The organism is Iamia sp. SCSIO 61187 (genome assembly GCF_019443745.1).
Lineage (GTDB): Bacteria > Actinomycetota > Acidimicrobiia > Acidimicrobiales > Iamiaceae > Iamia.
Genome location: NZ_CP050948.1, coordinates 5072166 through 5092303, shown reverse-complemented (window position 1 = coordinate 5092303; position 20138 = coordinate 5072166). Strand labels below are relative to the sequence as shown.

Genomic DNA, 20138 nt, shown 5'->3' with positions numbered 1-20138 from the left:
GGGCCGCGCCGCGCCCGTGCGCCGAGGTGCCACCCTGGGCCCGTGATCGGCCGGTTCGCCCCCAGCCCCAGCGGCCCGCTCCACCTGGGCAACCTGCGCACCGCCCTGCTGGCGTGGTGGGCCGCCCGCGGCGCCGGCAGCGCCTTCCTGCTGCGGGTCGAGGACCTGGACCCCTCCTCGCGCCCCGAGCACGAGGCCGGGCAGCTGGCCGACCTGCGGCGCCTGGGCCTGGACTGGGACGGGGCCGTGGTCCGCCAGTCGGAGCGGCGCGACCTCTACGAGGACGCCCTCGACCGGCTCGTCGCCGCCGGGCTGACCTACCCCTGCTACTGCACCCGGCGCGAGATCCGCGATGCGACCCGGGCCCCGCACGAGGCCCCCGACGCCTACCCCGGGACGTGCCGGGACCTGCCCGCCGTCCGTCGCCGGTCCCGCGAGGCCGAGGGCCGCCCCCCGGCCCTGCGCCTGCGCTCCGACGGCGTGGCCGTCGCCGTCGAGGACGCCCTCCACGGGACCATCCGGGGGGTGGTCGACGACGTGGTGCTGCGCCGCAACGACGGCCTGCCCGCCTACAACCTGGTGGTCGTCGTCGACGACGCCGACCAGGGGGTCGAGGAGGTGGTCCGGGCTGACGACCTCCTGTCGTCGACGCCCCGCCAGGCCCACCTGGCCCGGATGCTCGGCCTGCCGACCCCCGCCTACCTCCACGTGCCGCTCGTCCTCGGCCCCGACGGGGCCCGCCTGGCCAAGCGGCACGGCTCGGTCACGCTCGCCGACGCCACCCGGGCCGGCGTCGCCGCCCCCGTGGTGCGGGCCCGCCTGGCGGCCTCGCTCGGCCTGGCCGACCCGGGAGCCGACCCGCCGCCGCTCGACCGGGCCGCCCTCCCCCGCCGCCCGACCGTGTGGGACGGGGCGTGGGTGGTGCCCTGATCCGACCTCCCCCGGCCGGGGGACCCGAGGACCGCCGGGCCGGTCCCGTCGGTAGCGTCGCGGGCCGTGGGTGCCCCCGATCCCGACGCGGTCGCGGCCACCGAGCCGCCCGATCCCGGTGCGGCCCCGACCACCGGGCCGCCGCGACCGCACCGTCGCCGCCGGGCTCGTCGCGCCGCCCTGGCCATCGGCGTCCTCGCCGTCCTGGTCGTCGGGGTGGCGCTGGTCGTGGTGGACCGGAGCGCCCCCGAGATCGCCGCCACGGTCGCCGACGGCGAGCCGGCGGTGGCCGAGCCGGAGGTCGACGGCCGCTGGGCCACCACGTCGACCACGACCACCGCACCCCCGACCATCCCGGCGACGCCGGCCGAGGACGGCCTGGCCATCGCCCCACCGCTCGAGCGGCCGTGGGCCGAGCGCTTCACCGTCGCCGATGCCGTGGGTCCGAGCGTCCCGCTGTTCTCGGCCCCCGACGTGCCCGTCCCGAGCGGCCGGGCCCTGGACAACCCGACCTGGGAGGGCCTGCCCCTCACCTTCCTGGTGCGGGAGCGCCGCGGGGGCTGGCTGCGGGCCCAGATCATGTCCCGGCCCAACTCGGCCCTCGCCTGGATCCGCGCCGGCGACGTCACCCTGCGGACCGTCGAGCACCACATCGTGATCGAGCGGGGCGCCCGCCGGCTCACCGTCTACCGGGGCGAGGAGGTGGTGCTCCAGACGTCGGTGGCCACCGGGAAGGCGTCGTCGCCGACGCCGCTCGGCACGTTCTTCGTCGACGGGGTCGTCCGCCTGTCGCCGCCGCACCGGGCCTACGGCACCGGGCAGCTGAGCTTCACCGGCTTCTCCGAGGTGCACACCAGCTTCGGTGGGGGCGTCGGCCAGGTCGCCATGCACGGCACCCAGAACCCGGCGCTCATCGGCACCCCGGCGAGCGCGGGCTGCGTGCGCATGCGCAACGAGGACATCGACGCCGTCACCGCTCTCTCGCCCACCGGCACCCCGGTGGAGGTCGTCGCCTAGGGTCGACCGACCTCCCGAGAGGAGACAGCAATGGGGTTCCTGGACAGGTTCAAGAAGAGCGGCGCCATCGACAAGGTCACCGACGCCATCGCCGACAACGCCAGCAAGGTCGACGACGGCATCGACAAGGCGGCCGAGGTCGTCGACGCCAAGACCGGTCGCAAGCACCGCGACACGATCGACAAGGTCGCCGGCGCGGCCAAGAAGGGCGTCGACAAGGCCGAGGAGCAGGCCCACAAGACCAAGGCCAAGACCCGGGCCCAGGAGTAGCGGGACGAGCGGCGACGGTCCGGGCGTGGAGCTGTCGCGCCGCGCCGCCCTGGCGCTGGCCGGGGCGGGCGTGGCCTGGGCCGCGACCGGGTGCTCGTGGCCCGGAGGGGACGACGACGCTGCGACCGAGGAGGAGGGCACCGGGGACGTGATCGCCTACGGCGACGACGACGAGCTCCAGCGGGGGGCCCTCTCGCGCCCCGAGGGCGGCGGACCCCACCCCGTCGTGGTGCTCGTCCACGGCGGCTTCTGGCGGCCGATCTACGACCGGACCCTGATGGACCCGCTCGTCGCCTCGGTGACGGCGCAGGGGTGGGCGGCCTGGAACGTCGACTACCGACCGTCGGGCCCCGGCGGCGGCTGGCCGACCACCTTCACCGACGTGGGCCGCGCCGTCGACCACCTCGCCGTCCTGGCCGACGACCATGACCTCGACCTCGACCGGGTGGCCGTCGTCGGCCACTCCGCCGGAGGGACGCTGGCCCTGTGGACCGCGCTGCGCTCCGGGCTGCCGGCCGACGCCCCGGGTGCGGGGCCCGAGGTCGTTCCCGACGGCGTGGTGTCCCTCGCCGGCGTGGTCAACCTGGCCGCCGGCTCCTTCGAGGGGCTGGGGGACGGCGCCGTCGACGACCTGATGGGCGGCAACGCCGGGTCCGAGGCGGGGGACCGGTACGGGCTGGCCTCGCCCATCGAGCGCCTGCCCCTGGGGCGGCCGACGCTGCTGGTGCACGGCGTGGACGACGTGGTCGTCCCGCCGACCCAGTCGGTGGCCTACCGCGACCGGGCCGTCGAGGCTGGCGACGAGGTCACCCTCGAGCTCGTCCCCGACGGCGACCACTTCGTGGTCATCGACCCCGAGTCGAGCGCCTGGGCCGCCGTCGTCGCCTGGCTGACCGAGCGCTGGGCCTGACCGGCGCCTCGACCGACCGCCGACCGGTGCCAGGAGCGCGAGCGGACAGGCGTGGCCACGAAGCCGGCTGGTGCGGTCCCGCTCATCGGAACGTCCTCCGTCGCCATCCTCGGTTCTGTTCGCGCCAGGCGCCACGCCTGGCCGGCAGCGGTGTCAGGACGGTGTGGGACCGGGCCCGAGGTGCCAGCATGAAACCCATGGCCGACGACCGCCTCTACTTCCGCCAGCTGCTCGCCGGGATGGACGTCGCCGAGGACGACGCCATCGCCCAGCAGATGGTCAACTTCGTGTACCTGGTGGGCGACCGGGAGACGGGCGAGGCCGTCGCCGTCGACCTGGCCTACGACGTCCCCGGCGTCCTCGACCGGCTCGAGGCCGACGGGATGCGGCTGGTCGGAACCCTCGCCACCCACTATCACCCCGACCACGTGGGCGGCAGCCTGATGGGCCACCCCATCGCCGGGCTGGCCGAGCTGCTCGACCGGACCGACGTGCCGGTGCACGTGCAGGCCGACGAGGTCGAGTGGGTCACCAAGGCCACCGGCGTGAGCGAGGACCACCTCGTGGGCCACGCCAGCGGTGACACCGTGACCGTCGGCGAGATCCCGATCACCTTGATCCACACGCCGGGCCACACCCCGGGCAGCCAGTGCTTCCTGGTCGAGGGCAAGCTCCTCGGCGGGGACACGCTCTTCCTCGACGGGTGCGGCCGCACCGACCTGCCCGGCAGCGACCCCGAGCAGATGTACCTGTCGCTCACCCAGCGGCTCAGCCAGGTGCCCGACGACGCCGTCCTCTACCCGGGTCACCTCTACTCGGAGAAGCCGGCGGCCCCCATGGCCGAGGTCCGCCAGCGGAACGTCGTGTTCCGCCCGCAGACCCAGGAGCAGTGGATGATGATGTTCGCCCGATGACCCCGGAGGCCCCGTGACCGATCCCGTCGACCCCGCGACCACCCTGTCCGTCGAGCTCGACGGGGGGACGATGGACCTCCCGGTGTGGCTGCCGGCGTCGGGGACGGGACCGGGCATCGTGCTGGTCCAGGAGATCTTCGGGGTGGGGGAGTGGATCCGGGCGGTAGCCACCGAGCTGGCCTCCGAGGGCTACGTCGTGGGCGCGCCGGACCTCTTCTGGCGCATCGAGCCGGGCTTCACCGCCTCCCACGACGAGGCCGGCCTGGCCGCCGCGGCCGCCGTGGCCGGCCAGCTCGACGTGCCCGCGGCCGTGGCCGACGCCGTCGCCGCCCTCGGCGTGCTGGGCGCCCACGAGACCGTGACCGGCACCCCTGCGGTCCTCGGCTACTGCCTGGGCGGCACGATCGCCTGGCTGGTCGCGGCCGACGGCGATCCGGCGGCGTGCGTCTCCTACTACGGCTCCGGTGTGGCCGACGCCGCCGATCGGGTGAGCGACATCAGCTGCCCGACGCTGCTCCACTTCGGGGGCTCCGACCCGTACATCAGCGCCGAGCAGATCGCGACCGTCGACGCCGCCGTGGGCCCGGCCGAGCCGGTGACGATCCGGATCCACGGGGGCGCCGGCCACGCCTTCGAGAACGACCGGGCGCCCCTGTTCCACGACCCCGCCGCCGCCGCCGTCAGCCGCCCGCAGACCCTCGAGTTCCTCCGCCACCACCTCGCCCCGTAGCTCCACGAGGACGCGACGTGCCAGGCACGTCGCGTCCGTCAGTCCAGGGCGGGGAGGGCGTCGGCCTCGCCGGTCTGGACCCGCCAGAGGGCGGCGTAGAGCCCGCCGGTGGCGACCAGCTCGTCGTGGGTGCCGGACTCCACGACCCGGCCCCGCTCGAGGACGTGGATGCGGTCGGCGTGGCGGACGGTCGAGAGCCGGTGGGCGATGACGACGACGGTGCGGTCGCGGCCGACGGCCTCGAGCGAGCGTTGGATGGCGGCCTCGGTCTCGTTGTCGACCGCCGAGGTGGCCTCGTCGAGGACGAGGATGCGGGGCTCGCGCACGATGGCCCGGGCGATCGAGAGCCGCTGGCGCTGACCACCGGAGAGCTTCTGGCCCCGCTCGCCCACGACGGTGTCGTAGCCGTGGGGCAGCTCGCGCACGAAGGCGTCGGCCTCGGCCCGGCGGCACGCCTCGACCACCTCCTCGTCGGTGGCGTCGGGGCGCCCGTAGGCGACGTTCTCCCGGACCGTGCCCTGGAACAGGAAGACGTCCTGGCCCACGTAGCCCATCGCCCCCCGCAGCGAGGCGAACGTGACGTCGCGGACGTCGACCCCGTCGATGCGGACCGCCCCTGCGGTCGGCTCGTACAGCCGGAGCAGGAGCTTCACGACCGTCGACTTGCCGGCGCCGGTGGAGCCGACGATGGCGTGGGTCTCGCCCGCCGGGACGTGGAGGTCGAACCCGTTGAGGACGGGGGCGGTGCCGGGGCCGTAGGAGAAGTCGACCGCCTCGAAGCGAACGTCTCCCGCGCCACCACTCGGGAGCGCGCCGGCGCCGGAGGTGATCGTCGGGTGCACGGCGAGGAGGTCGAGGATGCGGCGGGTGGACGCCATGGCCCGCTGGTAGAGGTCGAAGGTCTCGCCCAGCCGGGTCAGCGGCCACAGCAGGCGCTGGGTCATGTAGACGAGCACCGAGAAGATGCCGATGTTGAGGTCGCCCCGCAGGGCGGCGCGACCGCCGACGATCAAGGTGGCGGTGAAGGCGGCCAGGATCGCCAGGCGGATGATGGGCGTGAACGCCGACGACAGGCGGATGGCGTCGCCGTTGGCGTCGCGGTAGCCCCGGCTGGCGGTCTCGACGCGGGCCACCTCGCGCCGCTCGGCGGTGAAGGCCCGGATGGTGGCGATGCCCGCCAGGTTCCCGGCGATCAGCCCGCCGACGTCGCCGGCCGCCTGCCGGACCCGGGTGTAGCGGGGCTCGAGCCGGCGCTGGAAGAGGATCGAGCCGTAGATGATCACCGGGATGGGGAGGAAGGCCACCAGGCCCAGCTCGGGGGCGACCACGAAGAACACGGCGCCGACGAAGACGACGTTGACGGCGGTGGCGAGCATGTCGATGGCGCCGATGTCGAGGAACCGCTCGAGCTGGTTGACGTCGTCGTTGAGGATCGACAGCAGCCCGCCGGTCGACTGGTCCTCGAACCAGGCCAGCTCCAGGTCCTGGACGTGGGCGTAGACGTCCATGCGGGCCTGGTGCTGGACGGTCTGGGCCAGGTTCCGCCACAGGAGGTGGGCGACGAAGTCGGCCCCGGACTCGACGAGCCAGACGCCGACGTTCACGACGGCCAGCGCCGTCAGCTGCCCGGTCAGGCTCTCGATGCCGAGCAGCTCGCCGACGAAGGACTCCTTGCGCCGCACGACGACGTCGACGGCCGCGCCGATGAGCAGCTCGGGCATGACGTCGGCCAGCTTGTTGAGCACGGTGACGGCGATGGCCGCCACGACCTGGCGCCGGTGGCCACCGGTGTAGGCCCACAGGCGTCGGAGGGGGGAGCGGGTGTCGGTGGTGGGCAGCTGGACGTCCACCCCGGCACCCTACGGAGGGCGCCTACCGGTAGGCCTCCGGGTTCGGGGTGAGCCCCTTGTCCTGGACCTCGACCAGGTAGCGCCAGGCGTCGGGCCGGCTCCCGTCGAGGTCGGTGAAGCCGTACTCCTGGGCCAGCTGGCCCGACGACAGCGAGGCCTGGTTCCAGCGGGCCCGGTCGGGGTCGGCGGCGAGGGCGGCGACGGCGCGCCCGACGAACCGGGTCGTCTCGGAGATGCCGAAGTGCCGGGGGTCGGGGTGGGGCTCGACGTGGGGCCGGTCCATGACCTCGTGCCAGGTGTCCTCGGTGACGCCGTAGTGCTCGAGCATCATCTCCGAGCGCATCCAGCCCGGGGTGAGCGCCACCGCGGTGGCGCCGTGCGGGGCCAGCTCGTGGCCCTGGGCCCACGCCAGCCGGATCACGGACCACTTGGCCAGGTCGTAGAAGGCCGAGAGCCGGTAGGTGGCGGCGTTGTACTCGGTGGTCCCGTCGGTCATCTCGACGACGAGGCCACCCGGCCGGCGGATCAGCAGGGGCAGGGCGTGGTGGCTCGTCACCAGGTGGGTGTCGACGGCCAGCCGCAGGAGGCGGAGGCCCTTGGCCAGGTCGTGCTCCCAGACGGGGGTGTCCCAGTCGACCAGGTTCTCGCCGCCCCAGATGTCGTTGACCAAGACGTCGAGGCGCCCGGCGTCGCGGTCGATGCGGGCCACCAGGTCGGCGACCTGGTCGGTCTCGAGGTGGTCGACCTGCACCGCCGTGGCCCGGCCGCCGGCGGCCTCGACCAGCTCGGCCGTCTCCTCGATCGTCTCGTCCCGGTCGTACTCGGATCGGTGGGACCGGGTGGTGCGACCGGTGACGAAGACGTGGGCGCCGGCCGCCCCCAGCTCGACGGCGATGCCCCGTCCGGCTCCGCGCGTGGCCCCGGCGACCAGCGCGACCTTCCCGTCCAACGTGCCCATGGTGCGGACCTCCGTCTCATCGTTTGTGAACGATCGTTTGTGAACGACCATTCGTATACGATGCGCCGATGCCGCGCAAGAGGTCTGTGACCGACGAGGCGATCCTCGACGACGCTCTGCGCCTGGCCGAGACCCGGGGACCGGCGGCGTTGACGTTCTCGGCTCTCTCGGCCGAGGTCGGGTTGGCGCCGGCCACCCTCGTCCAGCGGTTCGGGACCAAGGCCGGGCTCCTCCAGGCCGCCCTCCTGCGGGCGTGGGACATGCTCGACGCCGCCACCGCGGCGGCCGACGAGGAGGCCGGCCCCGGCCCGGAGGGCGTCGTGGCGATGGTGGTCGCGCTGAGCGGCCAGTACGACCCGGCCGAGGAGGCCGACCAGATCCTCCTGCTGCGCGAGGACCTGCGCGACCCGGTCCTGCGAGCGCGGGGCCAGGCCTGGATCGCGGCGCTCGCCGCCGCCGTCGAGCGCCGGCTCCCGGGCGCCCCGCCCGGCGTCGGGCGGCTCGTCGTGGCCCAGTGGCAGGGCGCCCTGACCGTCTGGCAGTTCCACCGGGAGGGGGACCTCGACGTCGCCCTGGGCACGGCGGTGGCCACCCTGCTCACCGCCCTCGGCTTCCCCGCTACCCCGCCCCGGCGACGCCGTCGACGACGAGGTACACCGCCACCGCGGTGATGGCGGCGAGGTAGAGCGAGCGGAAGCGCTGCTCGCTCATCCGGTCGAGGACCCGGCTGCCCAGCTCGGTCCCCACCACGACGCCGACGATCCCGGCGGCGACGGCGGGCAGGTGGCCGGTGGGCGCCAGACCGGCCGCCCCGAACAGCACCAGCTTGGCCGGGTGGCCGGCGACCTGGGTGCCGGCGAAGGTCCCGACGAAGCGCTGGCGGGTCGCGCTGGCCGCCTTGTAGAGGGGGGCGAAGAGCGGCCCGGTCGCCCCGACGAGCGGGTTGAGCGCACCGGCGACCGCGCCCACGCCGATCCACGCCGGCCCGCTGGGCGCCGGCACCTCGAGGGCGGTCCGCTCCGGCACCCACGTGGCGACCAGCACGGTGACGGCGATGGCGACCTGGAGGGCGGCCTCGGGCGCGGCCCGGGCCAGCGGGACCGTCAGGGCGCCGGCGGGCAGCAGGAGCAGCGACGAGCGGGTGACGATGCCCCAGTCGACGTCGCGCCGGCGGATCACCGTGCGGCTGCCGTTGGAGGCGATCTGGATGGCGGCGTGCAGCGGGATGGCCACGATGGGGTCGACGACCAGCAGCAGCAGGGCGAGCAGCACGATCCCGCCCCCGAAGCCGAGCACCGCGGTCAGCGCCGAGGTCACCAGCGCGCCCCCGCCGATCAGCACCACCTCGCCCACGTCCACCGCACTTGTCTATAACTTGTCTATGAGGTTGTCCAGTACCTGTCCGGCGCCGATGCGGGCCGCTCGGGCCGGCGCTGTCCCGCTCAGGCGCCTCCTGCGTCGGCGCGGGCCGCTCGGGCCCGGGTCGCCCACGTGGTCTCGAAGGCGCGGCGCCAGGTGCGGTGGGCGTGCCGCAGGGCGGGCCCGGGCCAGTCGTCGGGGAGGAGGACCGGGGGGAGGAGGGGGTCGGCCTGGAGGTGGCGCAGCACGGCGGCGGAGAGGACGAAGCCCTCGGGCAGCGCCGCCCGCCGGCCGGCGGCGAGGGCCGCCTCGGTGCGGTCGAGGGCGGCGACGAGGCGCCGGGCCCGCACGGCCCAGCCGGCGAGGTCCCAGAGGGCGGCGGCGAGGACGGCGGGGTCACCCGCGGGGACGGCGGTGAAGCGGTCGCACTGCGCCGCGACCCGCGCCTCGGCCTCGGGCAGGCCGCCGGCCGGGAGGTTGTCGGGGCGCAGCCACACCCCCTCGCGCCGCTCGGCCAGGCGCAGCGCCGCCGTGGCCCGGCGCAGGGCCGTGCGCTCGGCCGCCGGCCGGGCCTCGCCCACGACGACGGCCATGGTCCACCCGTCGCCGAGCCGCCAGGCGCGGGTGGCGGCGTCGGCGCTGAGGTCCTGCCGGGTCGAGCGGTCGAGCAGGGCGCCGGTCAGGGCGTAGCCGCCGTCGGTGGCCTCCAGCTCCCCGGCCGCCACCATGCGGCTGATGGCCACCCGGGCCGTGCCGTCGCTGATGCCGAACAGCTCGCAGGCGCCGACGAGGTCGCGGGTCGGCAGCCGGGGCGGGCGCACGCCGAGGAGGGTGGAGGCCACGACCGAGCGGGCGGTGAGCGGCCGCTCCTCGTCGGGGCGCCAAGGGCCGTCGGCCGTGGTCACGCGCCGCCGTCGGCGACGATCGCCCGACCCAGGCGGTCCACCAGCCGGGCCGCGCCGGCGCGGTCGCTGATCGTCACCGCCGTCTCGCCCACGCCGACCACGGCGACGGTCACGGCCCGCTTGGGGCACACGTCGAGGCAGCTCACCGAGGCGACCCGCACCGCCTTGGCCGGCAGGTGCGCCTTGGCGTCGGCCTTGAGCGCCTTGCGGACCTGCTTGGGTCCGAAGCCCCGGGTTCCGTCGCACTCGCGGCACACCAGCACCAGCGCCGAGCGCCAGGGCCGGCGCACGACGCGGGTGCCGTCGCCGGCGGGGTCGGGGGGATCGACGGCCATGGGCGGACCAGCATACGGGGCCGGGCCGAACGCCATTACGGGGTGGCGACGAGCGATCCCGAACTGTAAGATCGGGGCGTGGCCGCACCCACCGCTCCGCCCGTCGTGGACCGTCCGACGATGGTCCCCGCGCCCGACCTGCTGCCCGACGTCCTCCCGACCGAGCGGCTCGGCATCACCGGGAAGGCCGTCCCCGAGGTCCGGGCCGAGCTGCGCCGCATCCCGGTCGCCCGCAACGTGGCCGCCGTGGCCAGCGTCTACGCCCAGTCCGTCGGGCTCATCGCCCTCGCCGCCTGGATCGGCCACCCGCTGGCGTACCTGGTCGCCTTCGTGTGGATGGGCCGCACCCACGCCGCCTTCGCCGCCCTCTCGCACGAGGCCGCCCACCGGCTCCTGTTCCCCAACAAGCGGGTCAACGACTGGGTCGGGCGCTGGATCGTGGGCTACCCGGGCTTCATCTCCACCGACCTGTACCGCCGGGGCCACATCGCCCACCACAAGGAGGAGTTCGGCCCCCACGAGCCCGACATGAACCTCTACGTGGGCTACCCGGTGAGCCGGGCGTCGCTGCGCCGCAAGCTCACCCGGGACGCCCTGGGCAAGAGCGGCTGGAAGAACCTGCGCTCGCTCATCCGGGGGGCCCGGATGAAGGAGTTCGGCACCCACGCCCGGCGGATCCTGGTCGTCCAGGCCGGCTTCGTCGTCGTCGCCACCGTCCTCGGCCGGCCCGAGCTGTACCTGCTGTGGTTCGTGCCGTGGATGACCGAGTGGCGGGTCATCAACCGGCTGCGGGCCATCGCCGAGCACGGCGGCATGGAGCGGTCGAGGGACAGGCGGCGGACCACCCACACCGTCCGCCAGCACCTGGTGTCGCGCTTCTTCCTGGTCCCGTACAACATCGGCTGGCACCTGGCCCACCACGTCGACATGGGCGTGCCGTGGCGGAACCTGCCGCAGATGCACCGTGAGCTGCGGGCCAGCGGCTGGGTCCCCGACGAGCTCGAGCACCCCAGCTACCTCGCCCTGTGGCGCTCGCTCGCCGCCGGCGACGAGGTCCCCCGCCCGGCCTGACCCCACGGACGGTGCCAGGCACCATCCGTGCGCCCGCCTCCGGCGATGGGGCAGCATCCACCCCGATCGACACCGACAGGGGGGTTGCCACATGAGCCGACGACGCGACCAGCGGATCCCGGGGCACCGGACGCCGCCGTGGTTCGACGACGCCAAGCTCGGGATCTTCGTCCACTGGGGGCTGTTCTCGGTCCCCGCCTGGGCGCCGGTGCTGCCCCCCGGCCAGACCATGCTCGACCTGCTGCGCCAGCGGCCGGGCGACCTCGGCGCCCAGCTGCCCTACGCCGAGTGGTACGCCAACGCCCTCCGCATCCCCGGCAGCCCGACGGCGCGCCACCACGCCGCGACCTACGGCGACGCGCCCTACGAGGACTTCCGGGTGCCGTTCGAGGCCGGCCTCGACGCCTGGGACCCCGACGCCTGGGCCGACCGCTTCGCCCGGTCCGGGGCCGGCTACGTCGTCCTCGTCACCAAGCACCACGACGGCTACCTGCTCTGGCCCAGCGACGTGCCCAACCCCCGCCGCCCGGGGTGGCACGCGCCGCGGGACGTCGTCGGCGAGCTGGCGGCGGCCGTGCGCCGCCGGGGACTGCGCTTCGGCACGTACTACTCCGTGGGCCTCGACTGGACCTGGGAGGACCTGCCCATCCGGGAGCCGGCCGACGGCCTGGCCTGCATCCCGAGCGACCCCGGCTACGTCGCCTACGTCGACGCCCACCTGCGCGAGCTCGTCGACCGCTACGAGCCCAGCGTGGTGTGGAGCGACATCGGCGCGCCCGCCGGGTTCGACCTGCGGGCGTTCCTCGTCGACTACCTCCGGCGGGTCCCCGACGGGACGATCAACGACCGCTGGCGCCCACCGCCGCCGGGGCTGCAGCGGCCGCGTGTGCGGAGCGCGGTCAACGCCACCGTCCGGGCCGCCCTGCCCCGGCTGCCCGAGACCGGCTCGGCGCCCGGGCACCCGCTCGCCGACTTCCGCACGCCCGAGTACGACTCGCCGCCGGCCGCCACCGACCACCGGTGGGAGGCGACCCGGGGGATGGGGGCCGCCTTCGGGTACAACCGGGCCGAGCCCGACGACCGCCTGATCGACCCCGACGACCTGGTCCGCAGCCTGGTCGACATGGTCGCCAAGAACGGCAACCTGCTGCTCAACGTGGGCCCCGACGCCGACGGCACGATCCTCGCCCGGGAGGCCACCAGGCTCGGCGCCCTCGGCGGGTGGATGGACGTCGCCGGCGAGGCCCTGGTGGGCACCCGGCCCTGGGTGGAGGCGGCGGGCACCACCGAGGAGGGCGTCGACGTGCGGTTCACCCAGCGCGACGGCGCGCTCTACGCCGTGCTGCTCGCCACCCCGTCGGGGGCGGCGGTGACCCTGCCGGGCCTCGCCCCCCTGGCCGAGCGACCGGTGACGCTGCTCGGCCACGGCGACCTCACCGCGACGGCGTGGGGCCACGACCTCGTCCTCGCCTGGCCCCACGACGTCCCGCCCGCGGCCGCCCACGCCGTGCGGATCGGCCTACGCTCCGAGGCGGAGCGGTGGCAGAGCGGACGAATGCAGTCGCCTTGAAAGCGACCGGGCTTCACGGCCCCGGGGGTTCGAATCCCCCCCGCTCCGCCAGCACGGCACGCAGGGGCTCGAGGGGGTGTCGAGCCCCGTCCTGACCGGCGGCGGCCGACGCCCCCTCCTGCCACCCCCATCGGAGTGAGAGGCCATCACCCTCGGCGCGGAGGCGGATGCTGCGGAGCGGCGGCGAACGTTCCAGCGGATCCGAAGGAGGGCCGCCGACCGCCATGCTCGGCACCGAGATCGCGCCTCCGCCGGCCGCACCGGCCGGCACACCCGACCGTCTCCCGCCCACGCGACCTGGCGTCAGCGGGATCGAGTGGGCTGCGCTCGGGGTGGCGCTCGCCCCCATCGTCGCCGTCGTGGTCTGGGCGATCGTCGTGCGATGGGTGCCGCTCAGCGACTCCGGCCAGATCGTGATCAGGTCGCGCGACGTCCTGACCGACCACCACCCGCTGATCGGCCACTGGAGCAGCGGGTCCGGTGGGGTCGACGGCCAGCTGAACAACCTCGGCTCCCTCAACCAGATCCTCATCGCTCCGTTCACGCGGCTCGACCCGTACTGGGGTGCGGCGGTCGGGCTCGGGGCGTGGAACGCGGCGTTCGTCATCGTGGTGTGGGCGACGGCCCGGGCGCTCCGGCCCTCCACGGGCGCCCTCACCGCCATGGCCGGGACCGTCGCCCTCGAGGCGTCCATGGGAGCCATCGCCCTGCTCCAGGCCCGACAGCAGTTCGCGCTGATCATGCCCTTCTGGTGCCTGCTCTGGCTCTGCGTCGCGCTGTGGGCGGGGCGTCTGTGGGCCCTTCCCGCCACAGTCGTCGTGGCCAGCATCATCCTCCAGACGCACCTCTCCTACGCCTACCCGACGGTGGCGGTGGTGGCGGTGTCCACCGTCGCCCTCGCCCGCGCGACGCACGGCCACTGGTTCGAGCGTCGAACCGTGCGCACCGTCGCGCTGGCGGCTCTGGTGGGCCTCGTGTGCTGGGCCCAGCCGATCTGGGACCAGCTGTTCGGCATCGGCAACCTCAGCGGGGTCCTCTTCCGAGACGACATCAGGGAGGGAGGTGGCGGCCTCCAGAGCGCGGTCAGCATGACCTCGCACGTGCTCCTGCCACCGTTCTGGCTGCCGGGGAGCATGGGTGAGTTCGCCGTCAGGCTGGTCACGCCCGGGACGCCGGCCTCGGCGTCGGAGTGGCTTGCGCTGGCGGCGTGGGCGGTGATCCTCGGGGCGACGGCCTGGACGGTCCGGCGGCGGGCGCACGATGTGGCGATGGTCGCGGTGGCGTCCACCGCCCTGATCGGTGGGTTCTACGCCGCGATCAAGCTCCCGCCCTCCTTCGGGGGGATCCTCGCCCCGCAGAACTACTACTGGATGTGGCCGATCGCGATCCTGGCCACCACGGCCATCGGTCTGGCGGTCGCTCCGCTGGTGCCGCGGGGCGGGTGGTCTCGCCGGCGGGTGGCGCCCGTGGCGCTGGTGGCGATGGCGATCCTCGCCGGGACCATGGTGTGGTCCGACGCCGGCATGCCGATCGAGAGCAGGGAGGCCTTCGCCGAACGTCCCGTCGCCCAGGAGCTGCTGCGAGAGCTGGGCGACAGCCTCGACAGGCTCGACGTCGACGGCCCGATCGTCATCGACTTCTCCCGAGGCAGCTCTCTCAGCCCGCACCGGTACACGTTCCTGGGGGAGCTCCAGCGCAGGGGCATCGAGTTCACCTTCGACAGGGGTACCGGCGTGGACCTCCGTCGCTTCGGCCGCGATCGCTGCGAGGACGGCAGTGCCCCCTGGCGGCTCCACCTCGAGACCGGGTTCGGGATCGAGCAGCGCCGGCCCGGTGACCTCGAGGTCGCCGCCGCCCGGTCGTCCGGGTCGGCGCGCGCCGAGATGGCCGACGAGGCCGAGCTCGTCGGCCGAGCGCTCGAGGCCGGGGTCGTGCAGATCCCCGACGCGGTGCGGGACGGGGCCCCTGAGGCCATCCGCGAGGATCTGCGTCGCGTCCTCATCGCCGCCGAGGACCCGTCGCGCGGTCTGGTCCAGTACCTCCGAGGGCTGCGGGACCTGGGCCTCGTCGCGGTGCCCGCCGATGTGTCGCGCTCGCTGGAGCGGTGGGAACGTGCCCGTCGGCGGGTGGAGGCCGAGGTGGCGCTCACCCTCGCCCCCAACCGGGGCCGCAGCGACGGCCGCTGCTAGCGCAGCTGCGGGCCGCGTTCGTCCGGAGGGGCGCAGCGGCGAGACGCCGACGTGGCGGACCGGGCGGATCGTCGCGCTGCGCCGCCGCCCCGATCACCTCGGGTTTCCGAGGAGGCGGATCGGGAAGGCGCCTCGGCGGTGGAGCCGCACCCTGACCACCCTGCACCGAGCGACGCCGGCGGGAACGCCGGCGCGCAGGCGGCCGGCGCGGCGCCCGGTCACCCGTGACGGTCCTGCTCCGCCCGGTGGGTCTGACGCTGGTCGTCGTCGCCCTGGTCGACGTCACCTGGACGACGATCGCCGCCGGCAGCGGTGGCGGTCCCGTCACCCGTCGCCTCGCCTCCTGGGTCTGGCAGGGCCACCTCCGCGCCCACCGACGGTGGCCCTCGCACCGGCGGCTCACCTTCGCCGGCGTGTCGATCGTGCTCATCACGTTCGCGACGTGGGTGGGTCTCGTCCTCCTCGGGTGGGCGCTCGTGCTCGCCTCGGCCGACGGCGCGGTGCGCGACGCCGCGACCGGTCGCCCCGCGGGGCTGGTGGAGCGGCTCTACTTCACGGGCTACACGGTGTTCACCCTGGGCAACGGTGAGCTCCGGCCGGGCACCGGCTGGTGGCAGGTCGCCACCGTGATGGCCACCGCGTCCGGTCTCGTCTTCGTCACCTTGGCCATCACCTACCTCGTCCCCGTCGCGTCGGCGGCCGCCGAGCGCCGCAGCCTGGCCAGCACCGTGGCGTCGCTGGGATCGACCCCCCACGAGATCGTCACCAACGCCTGGACGGGCTCCGGGTTCGGCTCGCTCGACCAGCACCTCGTGTCCCTCACCCCGCTGGTGCACAGCATCCGCCAGCAGCACCTCGCCTACCCGGTGCTCCACTACTTCCACAGCCGCACCGCCGACAGCGCCGCCGCGATCAACGTGGCCAACCTCAGCCAGGCCCTCCACCTGCTCGACCACGGCGTGGCCGCCGACGACCGCCCCGACCGGGCCGCGACCGGGCCCCTCGACCGGGCGATCACCGGCTTCCTCGACACCTTGGGCGCGGCGTTCCTGACGCCGTCGGGCCCACCGCTCCCGCCGCCCGACCTGGCCCCGCTCGTCGCCGCCGGGGTCCCCACCGTGGCCCCCGACCGCTACACCGAGGCCGAGGCGCCCAGCGAGCCCCGACGGGCCCTCCTCGCCGCCCTCCTCGCCGAGGACGGCTGGCCGGCGCCCGAGGAGCCGAGCGCACCGTGACCACGTCGCGCCGCGGCGCGATGGCGCCCCGGCGGTGCGCCCGGTGATCCACGCCGACCGCGTCTTCGTCCTCGCCGGCCTCGCCCTGGTCCTGTTCGGGCTGTCGTCGCGGGTGGTGAAGCGGTACGCCCTGAGCCCGATCCTCCTGGCCCTGGCCGCCGGGGTCGTGGTCGGACCCCACGCCCTCGACCTGCTCGACCCGGCGTCGGTCGTGGTGCGGGGGAAGCTCCTCGAGCAGCTGACCCGCGTCGCCCTCTCCCTGTCGGTGTTCGACATCGCTCTGCGCACCCGACCCGACGACCTCCGCGCCGACCGGCGCCGCCTCGTCGTCTTGCTCGTGGTGGTCATGCCCGCCATGTGGCTGGTCACGAGCGTCGGCGCCAGCCTGCTGGTCGGCCTGCCGGCGTCGGCCGCTCTCATCCTCGGGGCCACCCTGACCCCCACCGACCCCGGCGTGGCCTCGGCCCTCGTCACCGGCGTGACACCCAACCGGTCGCTGCCCCGGCGGGTCCGGATGAGCCTCCAGGTGGAGGCGGGGGCCAACGACGGGCTGGCCCTCCCCTTCGTGCTCCTCGCGGGGCTCTGGGCGACGGCGGACGGCGGCCAGGTGCTCGGCGAGTGGGCGGTCGAGGCCGGCCGCGAGATCGGCATCGCTGTCGTCGTCGGCGCGGCGGTGGGCTACGGGCTGCGGCTGCTCACCGACGTGGCCGGGGTCGAGCGCCTCGCCGAGGAGGACTGGTTCCCCCTGGCCAGCACGGGGGTCGCTCTCACCGTCCTGGGCCTGGCCCACCTGCTCGGTGGGTCCGGCATCTTCGCCGCCTTCGTCGCCGGGCTCTTCTTCAGCGAGGGCCTGCCCGAGGACCTGCGCGAGCCGATCCACACCGTGCACCGCTCGGTGACCAAGGTGGCCCTGACCGTGGTGTTCCTCGCCTTCGGGACGGTGCTCCCGGTCGACGAGTGGTGGCCCGTGCTGGGGGTCGGTGGCGTCGCCTTCGCCCTGTGGACCTTCGTCGTCCGGCGCCTCCCCGTCGCCTTCCCCGCCCTCGTCGTGACCGGGACGGGACCGGTGTCGGCCGCCTTCATCGGCTGGTCGGGGCCGCTGGGGGCGGCGGCGATCTACTACCTGGCCTACGTGGAGCGCTACGCCGTGGCCGACGCCGAGCGGATCTTCGTGGCCGGCTCCCTGGCGGTGGCCGCTTCCGTCCTCGGCCACGCCATCACGTCGATGGCGGCGGTCCGGGCCTACCGCCGGGCCACCGGCCAGGAGGCGCCCGAGGGCGAGCACCTCGAGCTCGAGGGCCCGCTGCCCTGACCGGCCGACGGATCGTGCCAGGCACACGCCGTCGGCCAGGGGGATGACCGGTCACGCCGACCCTCGCCCATCCGCACCGCATCCCGGCACGTCGAGGCGGTCACCGGCGACCTCCTCCGCCGCAGAGGCGCCGGGCCCGAGCGAGGTGCGAGAGTGCGGCATGGATCTGCAGCGATGGGACGTGGGGGCGGTGCGGATCACGCGGGTGGTCGAGGCCGAGACGGCCGGGATCCCGACCGAGCTGTTCTTCCCGGGCGTCACGGCCGCCGAGGTCCAGCGGATCCCGTGGCTCGTCCCCGACTTCGCGGCCGAGGACGGCACCATCGCCTTCGCCGTCCAGGCCTTCGTGGTCGAGGTCGGGGACAGGACGATCGTGGTCGACCCGTGCGTGGGGAACGGCAAGCGCCTCCAGCTCCCCTTCTGGAACGACCAGGACTGGCCCTTCTGGGCCCGGTTCACCGACGCCGGGTTCACCGCCGAGGCCGTCGACCTCGTGGTCCACACCCACCTCCATGCCGACCACATCGGCTGGGACACCCGCCGCGACGGCGACGCGTGGGTCCCGACCTTCACCGCCGCGCGCCACCTCTACGTCGAGGCCGAGCTGGCCCACCGCCGCGCCGCCGACGTCCCGGGCGAGGAGGAGGCCTACGCCGAGTCGATCCAGCCCATCTTCGACGCCGGCCTGGCCGACGTGGTCGAGCCCGACACCGACCTCGGAGACGGCCTGCGCCTCGAGCCGACCGGCGGGCACACACCGGGGCACGTGTCGCTGTGGATCGAGTCCGAGGGCGAGGTCGGCCTGATCACCGGCGACTTCATCCACCACCCGCTCCAGTGCGCCGCCCCCGACACCGCCGAGGTCGCCGACGCCGACGTCGAGGAGGCCCGGGCGACGCGGCACCGCCTCCTGGAGACGGCGGCCACGACCGGCGCCCTGGTCGTCGGGACCCACTTCCCGACCGCCCCGGCCGGACGGGTCCGCTCCGAGGCCGAGACCTTCCGGTTCACCCCGGTCGGTCGCAGCTGACCGTCGACCGGGCGCCGTCTGCAGGCCGCTCCAGGCGACCGATGAGTCGGGGCGGGCCGGTCGGTCCACCCTCGACGCACCCCCGCGCCGAGGAGGCCCCCATGCCGCCGCCCCCGATCGTGTCTCCCGAGGAGTGGCGCGCCGCCCGTGTCGCCCTGCTGGAGGAGGAGAAGGCCCTGACCCGGGCCCGCGACGCCGTCAGCACCAAGCGCCGCCAGCTGCCGATGGTGAGGGTCGAGGCGGACTACCGCTTCACCGGGCCCGAGGGCGAGGTCGGGTTGCTTGACCTCTTCGACGGCCAGCTCCAGCTGATCGTCGTCCACTTCATGTTCGACCCCGAGTGGACCGAGGGCTGCCCCAGCTGCACCGCCGGGGCCGAGGAGATGTCCGACGGCCTGCGCGCCCACCTCGCCACCCGCGACACGCGCCTCGTCGACGTGTCCCGGGCGCCGCTGGAGAGGATCGAGGCCTACAGGGCCGAGAAGGGCTGGACGTTCCCCTGGTACTCGTCGTTCGGGAGCCGGTTCAACTACGACTTCCACGTCACCCTGGACGAGTCCGTGATGCCCGCCGAGTACAACTACCGCTCGCAGGCGGAGTGGGCCGCGCAGGACCCGTCGTGGGCGGGCTGGTCGGGCGAGCAACCGGGGACCAGCTGCTTCCTGCGGGTCGGTGACGACGTGTTCCACACCTACAGCAGCTTCGGTCGCGGCGCCGAGTGGACCGGTGGGTCCTACGCCTACCTCGACCTCACCGCCCTGGGCCGCCAGGAGGACTGGGAGGAGCCGGCGGGACGGAGCGACTCGCTCCGGGGCACCACCCCCGACTTCGCCCGCTGAGTCGGAACACGGATGGTGCCAGGCACCATCCGTGGCCCTAGTCGACGATGCGCTGGAGGAGGACGAGGTCGAGCCAGCGGCCGAACTTCCGACCCACCTCGGGCATGCGCCCGACCTCGGTGAAGCCCAGGGCCCGGTGGAAGGCGATGGAGCCCTCGCTCTCGCTGTCGACCGCGCCCACCACGACGTGCACCGAGCGCCGGCGGGCCTCGTCGACCAGCGCCTCGAGGAGGGCCCGCCCCACGCCCCGGCCGTGCTGGTCACCGTCGACGTGGATCGTGTGCTCGACGGTCTGGCGGTAGCCCGGGAACCGGTCGCCACCCCGGAAGCCCGTCCAGGTGGCGTAGCCCACGACCCGCCCCTCGGCCACCGCGACCAGGACCGGGTTGCCCCTGGCCTCCTGGTCGGCCCACCAGGTGGCCATCTCGTCGTCGTCGGCGAGGTGCTCCCGCCACGCCGTCGCCGTGGTCGGGATGAGGACGTTGAACAGGTGGGTGATGGCCGGCAGGTCCGCCTCGGTGGCGGGCCGCACGTCCACGGCGCGAGCAGGCTCCACCCCTCCATTCTGACGCCCCCACCGGGGCGCCCCGACCGCCGGCGCCACCGGCTCAGCCCGTCCCCACCATGCGACCCACCCGACCATGCGACAGCTGACCAGGAAGACCTGGCTGCCTGTCGCAGGGTGCGCCGCGTCGCAGGTCCACCCCGGTGGTC

At 74.7% G+C, this 20138-nt stretch carries 20 protein-coding genes and 1 tRNA gene; 15 read left to right on the top strand and 6 right to left on the bottom strand.

Going from position 1 to position 20138, the window contains the following annotated elements; genetic code table 11:
* The first annotated feature begins 42 nt into the window (after window positions 1-42).
* The 6 genes from gluQRS to HC251_RS24490 all read left to right on the top strand — a co-directional run bounded on the left by gluQRS (window position 43) and on the right by HC251_RS24490 (window position 4771).
* Window positions 43-930 carry a tRNA glutamyl-Q(34) synthetase GluQRS gene (gene gluQRS / locus HC251_RS24515; protein ID WP_219943238.1) on the top strand — a complete coding sequence of 296 codons (888 nt, stop codon included), beginning with the start codon at window positions 43-45 and terminating at the stop codon, window positions 928-930.
* 66 nt (window positions 931-996) lie between these two features.
* Entirely contained in the window at window positions 997-1947 is a 951-nt protein-coding gene (locus tag HC251_RS24510; RefSeq protein ID WP_219943237.1) for a L,D-transpeptidase, read from the top strand.
* Window positions 1948-1977: 30 nt separating this feature from the next.
* Window positions 1978-2217 carry an antitoxin gene (locus HC251_RS24505; protein ID WP_219943236.1) on the top strand — a complete coding sequence of 80 codons (240 nt, stop codon included), beginning with the start codon at window positions 1978-1980 and terminating at the stop codon, window positions 2215-2217.
* A 25-nt stretch (window positions 2218-2242) separates the two neighbouring features.
* Entirely contained in the window at window positions 2243-3127 is an 885-nt protein-coding gene (locus tag HC251_RS24500; protein ID WP_219943235.1) for a S9 family peptidase, read from the top strand.
* A 197-nt stretch (window positions 3128-3324) separates the two neighbouring features.
* Window positions 3325-4041 (top strand): MBL fold metallo-hydrolase, encoded by a 717-nt coding sequence (locus HC251_RS24495; RefSeq protein WP_219943234.1) that lies wholly within the window; start codon window positions 3325-3327, stop codon window positions 4039-4041.
* Between the two features lie 13 nt (window positions 4042-4054).
* Complete coding sequence (locus tag HC251_RS24490; protein ID WP_219943233.1) at window positions 4055-4771, top strand: dienelactone hydrolase family protein; 717 nt, start codon at window positions 4055-4057, stop codon at window positions 4769-4771.
* 38 nt (window positions 4772-4809) lie between these two features.
* Here HC251_RS24490 and HC251_RS24485 read toward each other — a convergent pair whose 3' ends face one another.
* Window positions 4810-6621, bottom strand: a complete 1812-nt coding sequence (locus HC251_RS24485; protein ID WP_255566544.1) for an ABC transporter ATP-binding protein — start codon at window positions 6619-6621, stop codon at window positions 4810-4812.
* 22 nt (window positions 6622-6643) lie between these two features.
* A complete protein-coding gene (locus tag HC251_RS24480; protein WP_219943232.1) occupies window positions 6644-7579 on the bottom strand; it encodes an SDR family oxidoreductase in 936 nt (311 codons plus the stop codon).
* 68 nt (window positions 7580-7647) lie between these two features.
* Between HC251_RS24480 and HC251_RS24475 the strand changes: the two genes are divergently transcribed.
* Window positions 7648-8250 (top strand): TetR/AcrR family transcriptional regulator, encoded by a 603-nt coding sequence (locus tag HC251_RS24475; protein WP_219943231.1) that lies wholly within the window; start codon window positions 7648-7650, stop codon window positions 8248-8250.
* On the opposite strand, the gene HC251_RS24470 is transcribed toward HC251_RS24475, so the two are convergent.
* The 3 genes from HC251_RS24470 to HC251_RS24460 form a co-directional block, all read right to left on the bottom strand.
* Window positions 8198-8938 carry a sulfite exporter TauE/SafE family protein gene (locus HC251_RS24470; RefSeq protein WP_219943230.1) on the bottom strand — a complete coding sequence of 247 codons (741 nt, stop codon included), beginning with the start codon at window positions 8936-8938 and terminating at the stop codon, window positions 8198-8200. The two genes, HC251_RS24475 and HC251_RS24470, sit on opposite strands and share 53 nt — an antisense overlap.
* A gap of 83 nt (window positions 8939-9021) precedes the next feature.
* Complete coding sequence (locus HC251_RS24465; RefSeq protein ID WP_219943229.1) at window positions 9022-9843, bottom strand: PaaX family transcriptional regulator C-terminal domain-containing protein; 822 nt, start codon at window positions 9841-9843, stop codon at window positions 9022-9024.
* Window positions 9840-10178: a hypothetical protein gene (locus HC251_RS24460; RefSeq protein ID WP_219943228.1), complete on the bottom strand. Its 339-nt coding sequence runs from the start codon at window positions 10176-10178 to the stop codon at window positions 9840-9842. The genes HC251_RS24465 and HC251_RS24460 overlap by 4 nt, the downstream gene beginning before the upstream one ends.
* Before the next feature lie 78 nt (window positions 10179-10256).
* On the opposite strand from HC251_RS24460, the gene HC251_RS24455 reads away from it, so the two are divergent.
* From HC251_RS24455 to HC251_RS24420, 8 genes are all read left to right on the top strand, one after another.
* Window positions 10257-11249 carry a fatty acid desaturase family protein gene (locus HC251_RS24455; protein WP_219943227.1) on the top strand — a complete coding sequence of 331 codons (993 nt, stop codon included), beginning with the start codon at window positions 10257-10259 and terminating at the stop codon, window positions 11247-11249.
* A 91-nt stretch (window positions 11250-11340) separates the two neighbouring features.
* Window positions 11341-12819, top strand: a complete 1479-nt coding sequence (locus HC251_RS24450; protein WP_219943226.1) for an alpha-L-fucosidase — start codon at window positions 11341-11343, stop codon at window positions 12817-12819.
* Window positions 12783-12870, top strand: a tRNA-Ser gene (locus HC251_RS24445). Before HC251_RS24450 ends, HC251_RS24445 begins: the two co-directional genes overlap by 37 nt.
* Window positions 12871-13043: 173 nt before the next feature.
* A complete protein-coding gene (locus HC251_RS24440) occupies window positions 13044-15008 on the top strand; it encodes a hypothetical protein (RefSeq protein ID WP_219943225.1) in 1965 nt (654 codons plus the stop codon).
* Window positions 15009-15232: 224 nt separating this feature from the next.
* Complete coding sequence (locus HC251_RS24435) at window positions 15233-16243, top strand: potassium channel family protein (RefSeq protein WP_219943224.1); 1011 nt, start codon at window positions 15233-15235, stop codon at window positions 16241-16243.
* 43 nt (window positions 16244-16286) lie between these two features.
* Window positions 16287-17555 carry a cation:proton antiporter gene (locus HC251_RS24430; RefSeq protein ID WP_219943223.1) on the top strand — a complete coding sequence of 423 codons (1269 nt, stop codon included), beginning with the start codon at window positions 16287-16289 and terminating at the stop codon, window positions 17553-17555.
* Between the two features lie 160 nt (window positions 17556-17715).
* Window positions 17716-18585 (top strand): MBL fold metallo-hydrolase, encoded by an 870-nt coding sequence (locus tag HC251_RS24425; protein ID WP_219943222.1) that lies wholly within the window; start codon window positions 17716-17718, stop codon window positions 18583-18585.
* Between the two features lie 101 nt (window positions 18586-18686).
* Window positions 18687-19424 carry a DUF899 domain-containing protein gene (locus HC251_RS24420; RefSeq protein ID WP_219943221.1) on the top strand — a complete coding sequence of 246 codons (738 nt, stop codon included), beginning with the start codon at window positions 18687-18689 and terminating at the stop codon, window positions 19422-19424.
* A 37-nt stretch (window positions 19425-19461) separates the two neighbouring features.
* On the opposite strand, the gene HC251_RS24415 is transcribed toward HC251_RS24420, so the two are convergent.
* Window positions 19462-19980 (bottom strand): GNAT family N-acetyltransferase, encoded by a 519-nt coding sequence (locus HC251_RS24415; RefSeq protein ID WP_219943220.1) that lies wholly within the window; start codon window positions 19978-19980, stop codon window positions 19462-19464.
* Window positions 19981-20138: the final 158 nt, after the last annotated feature.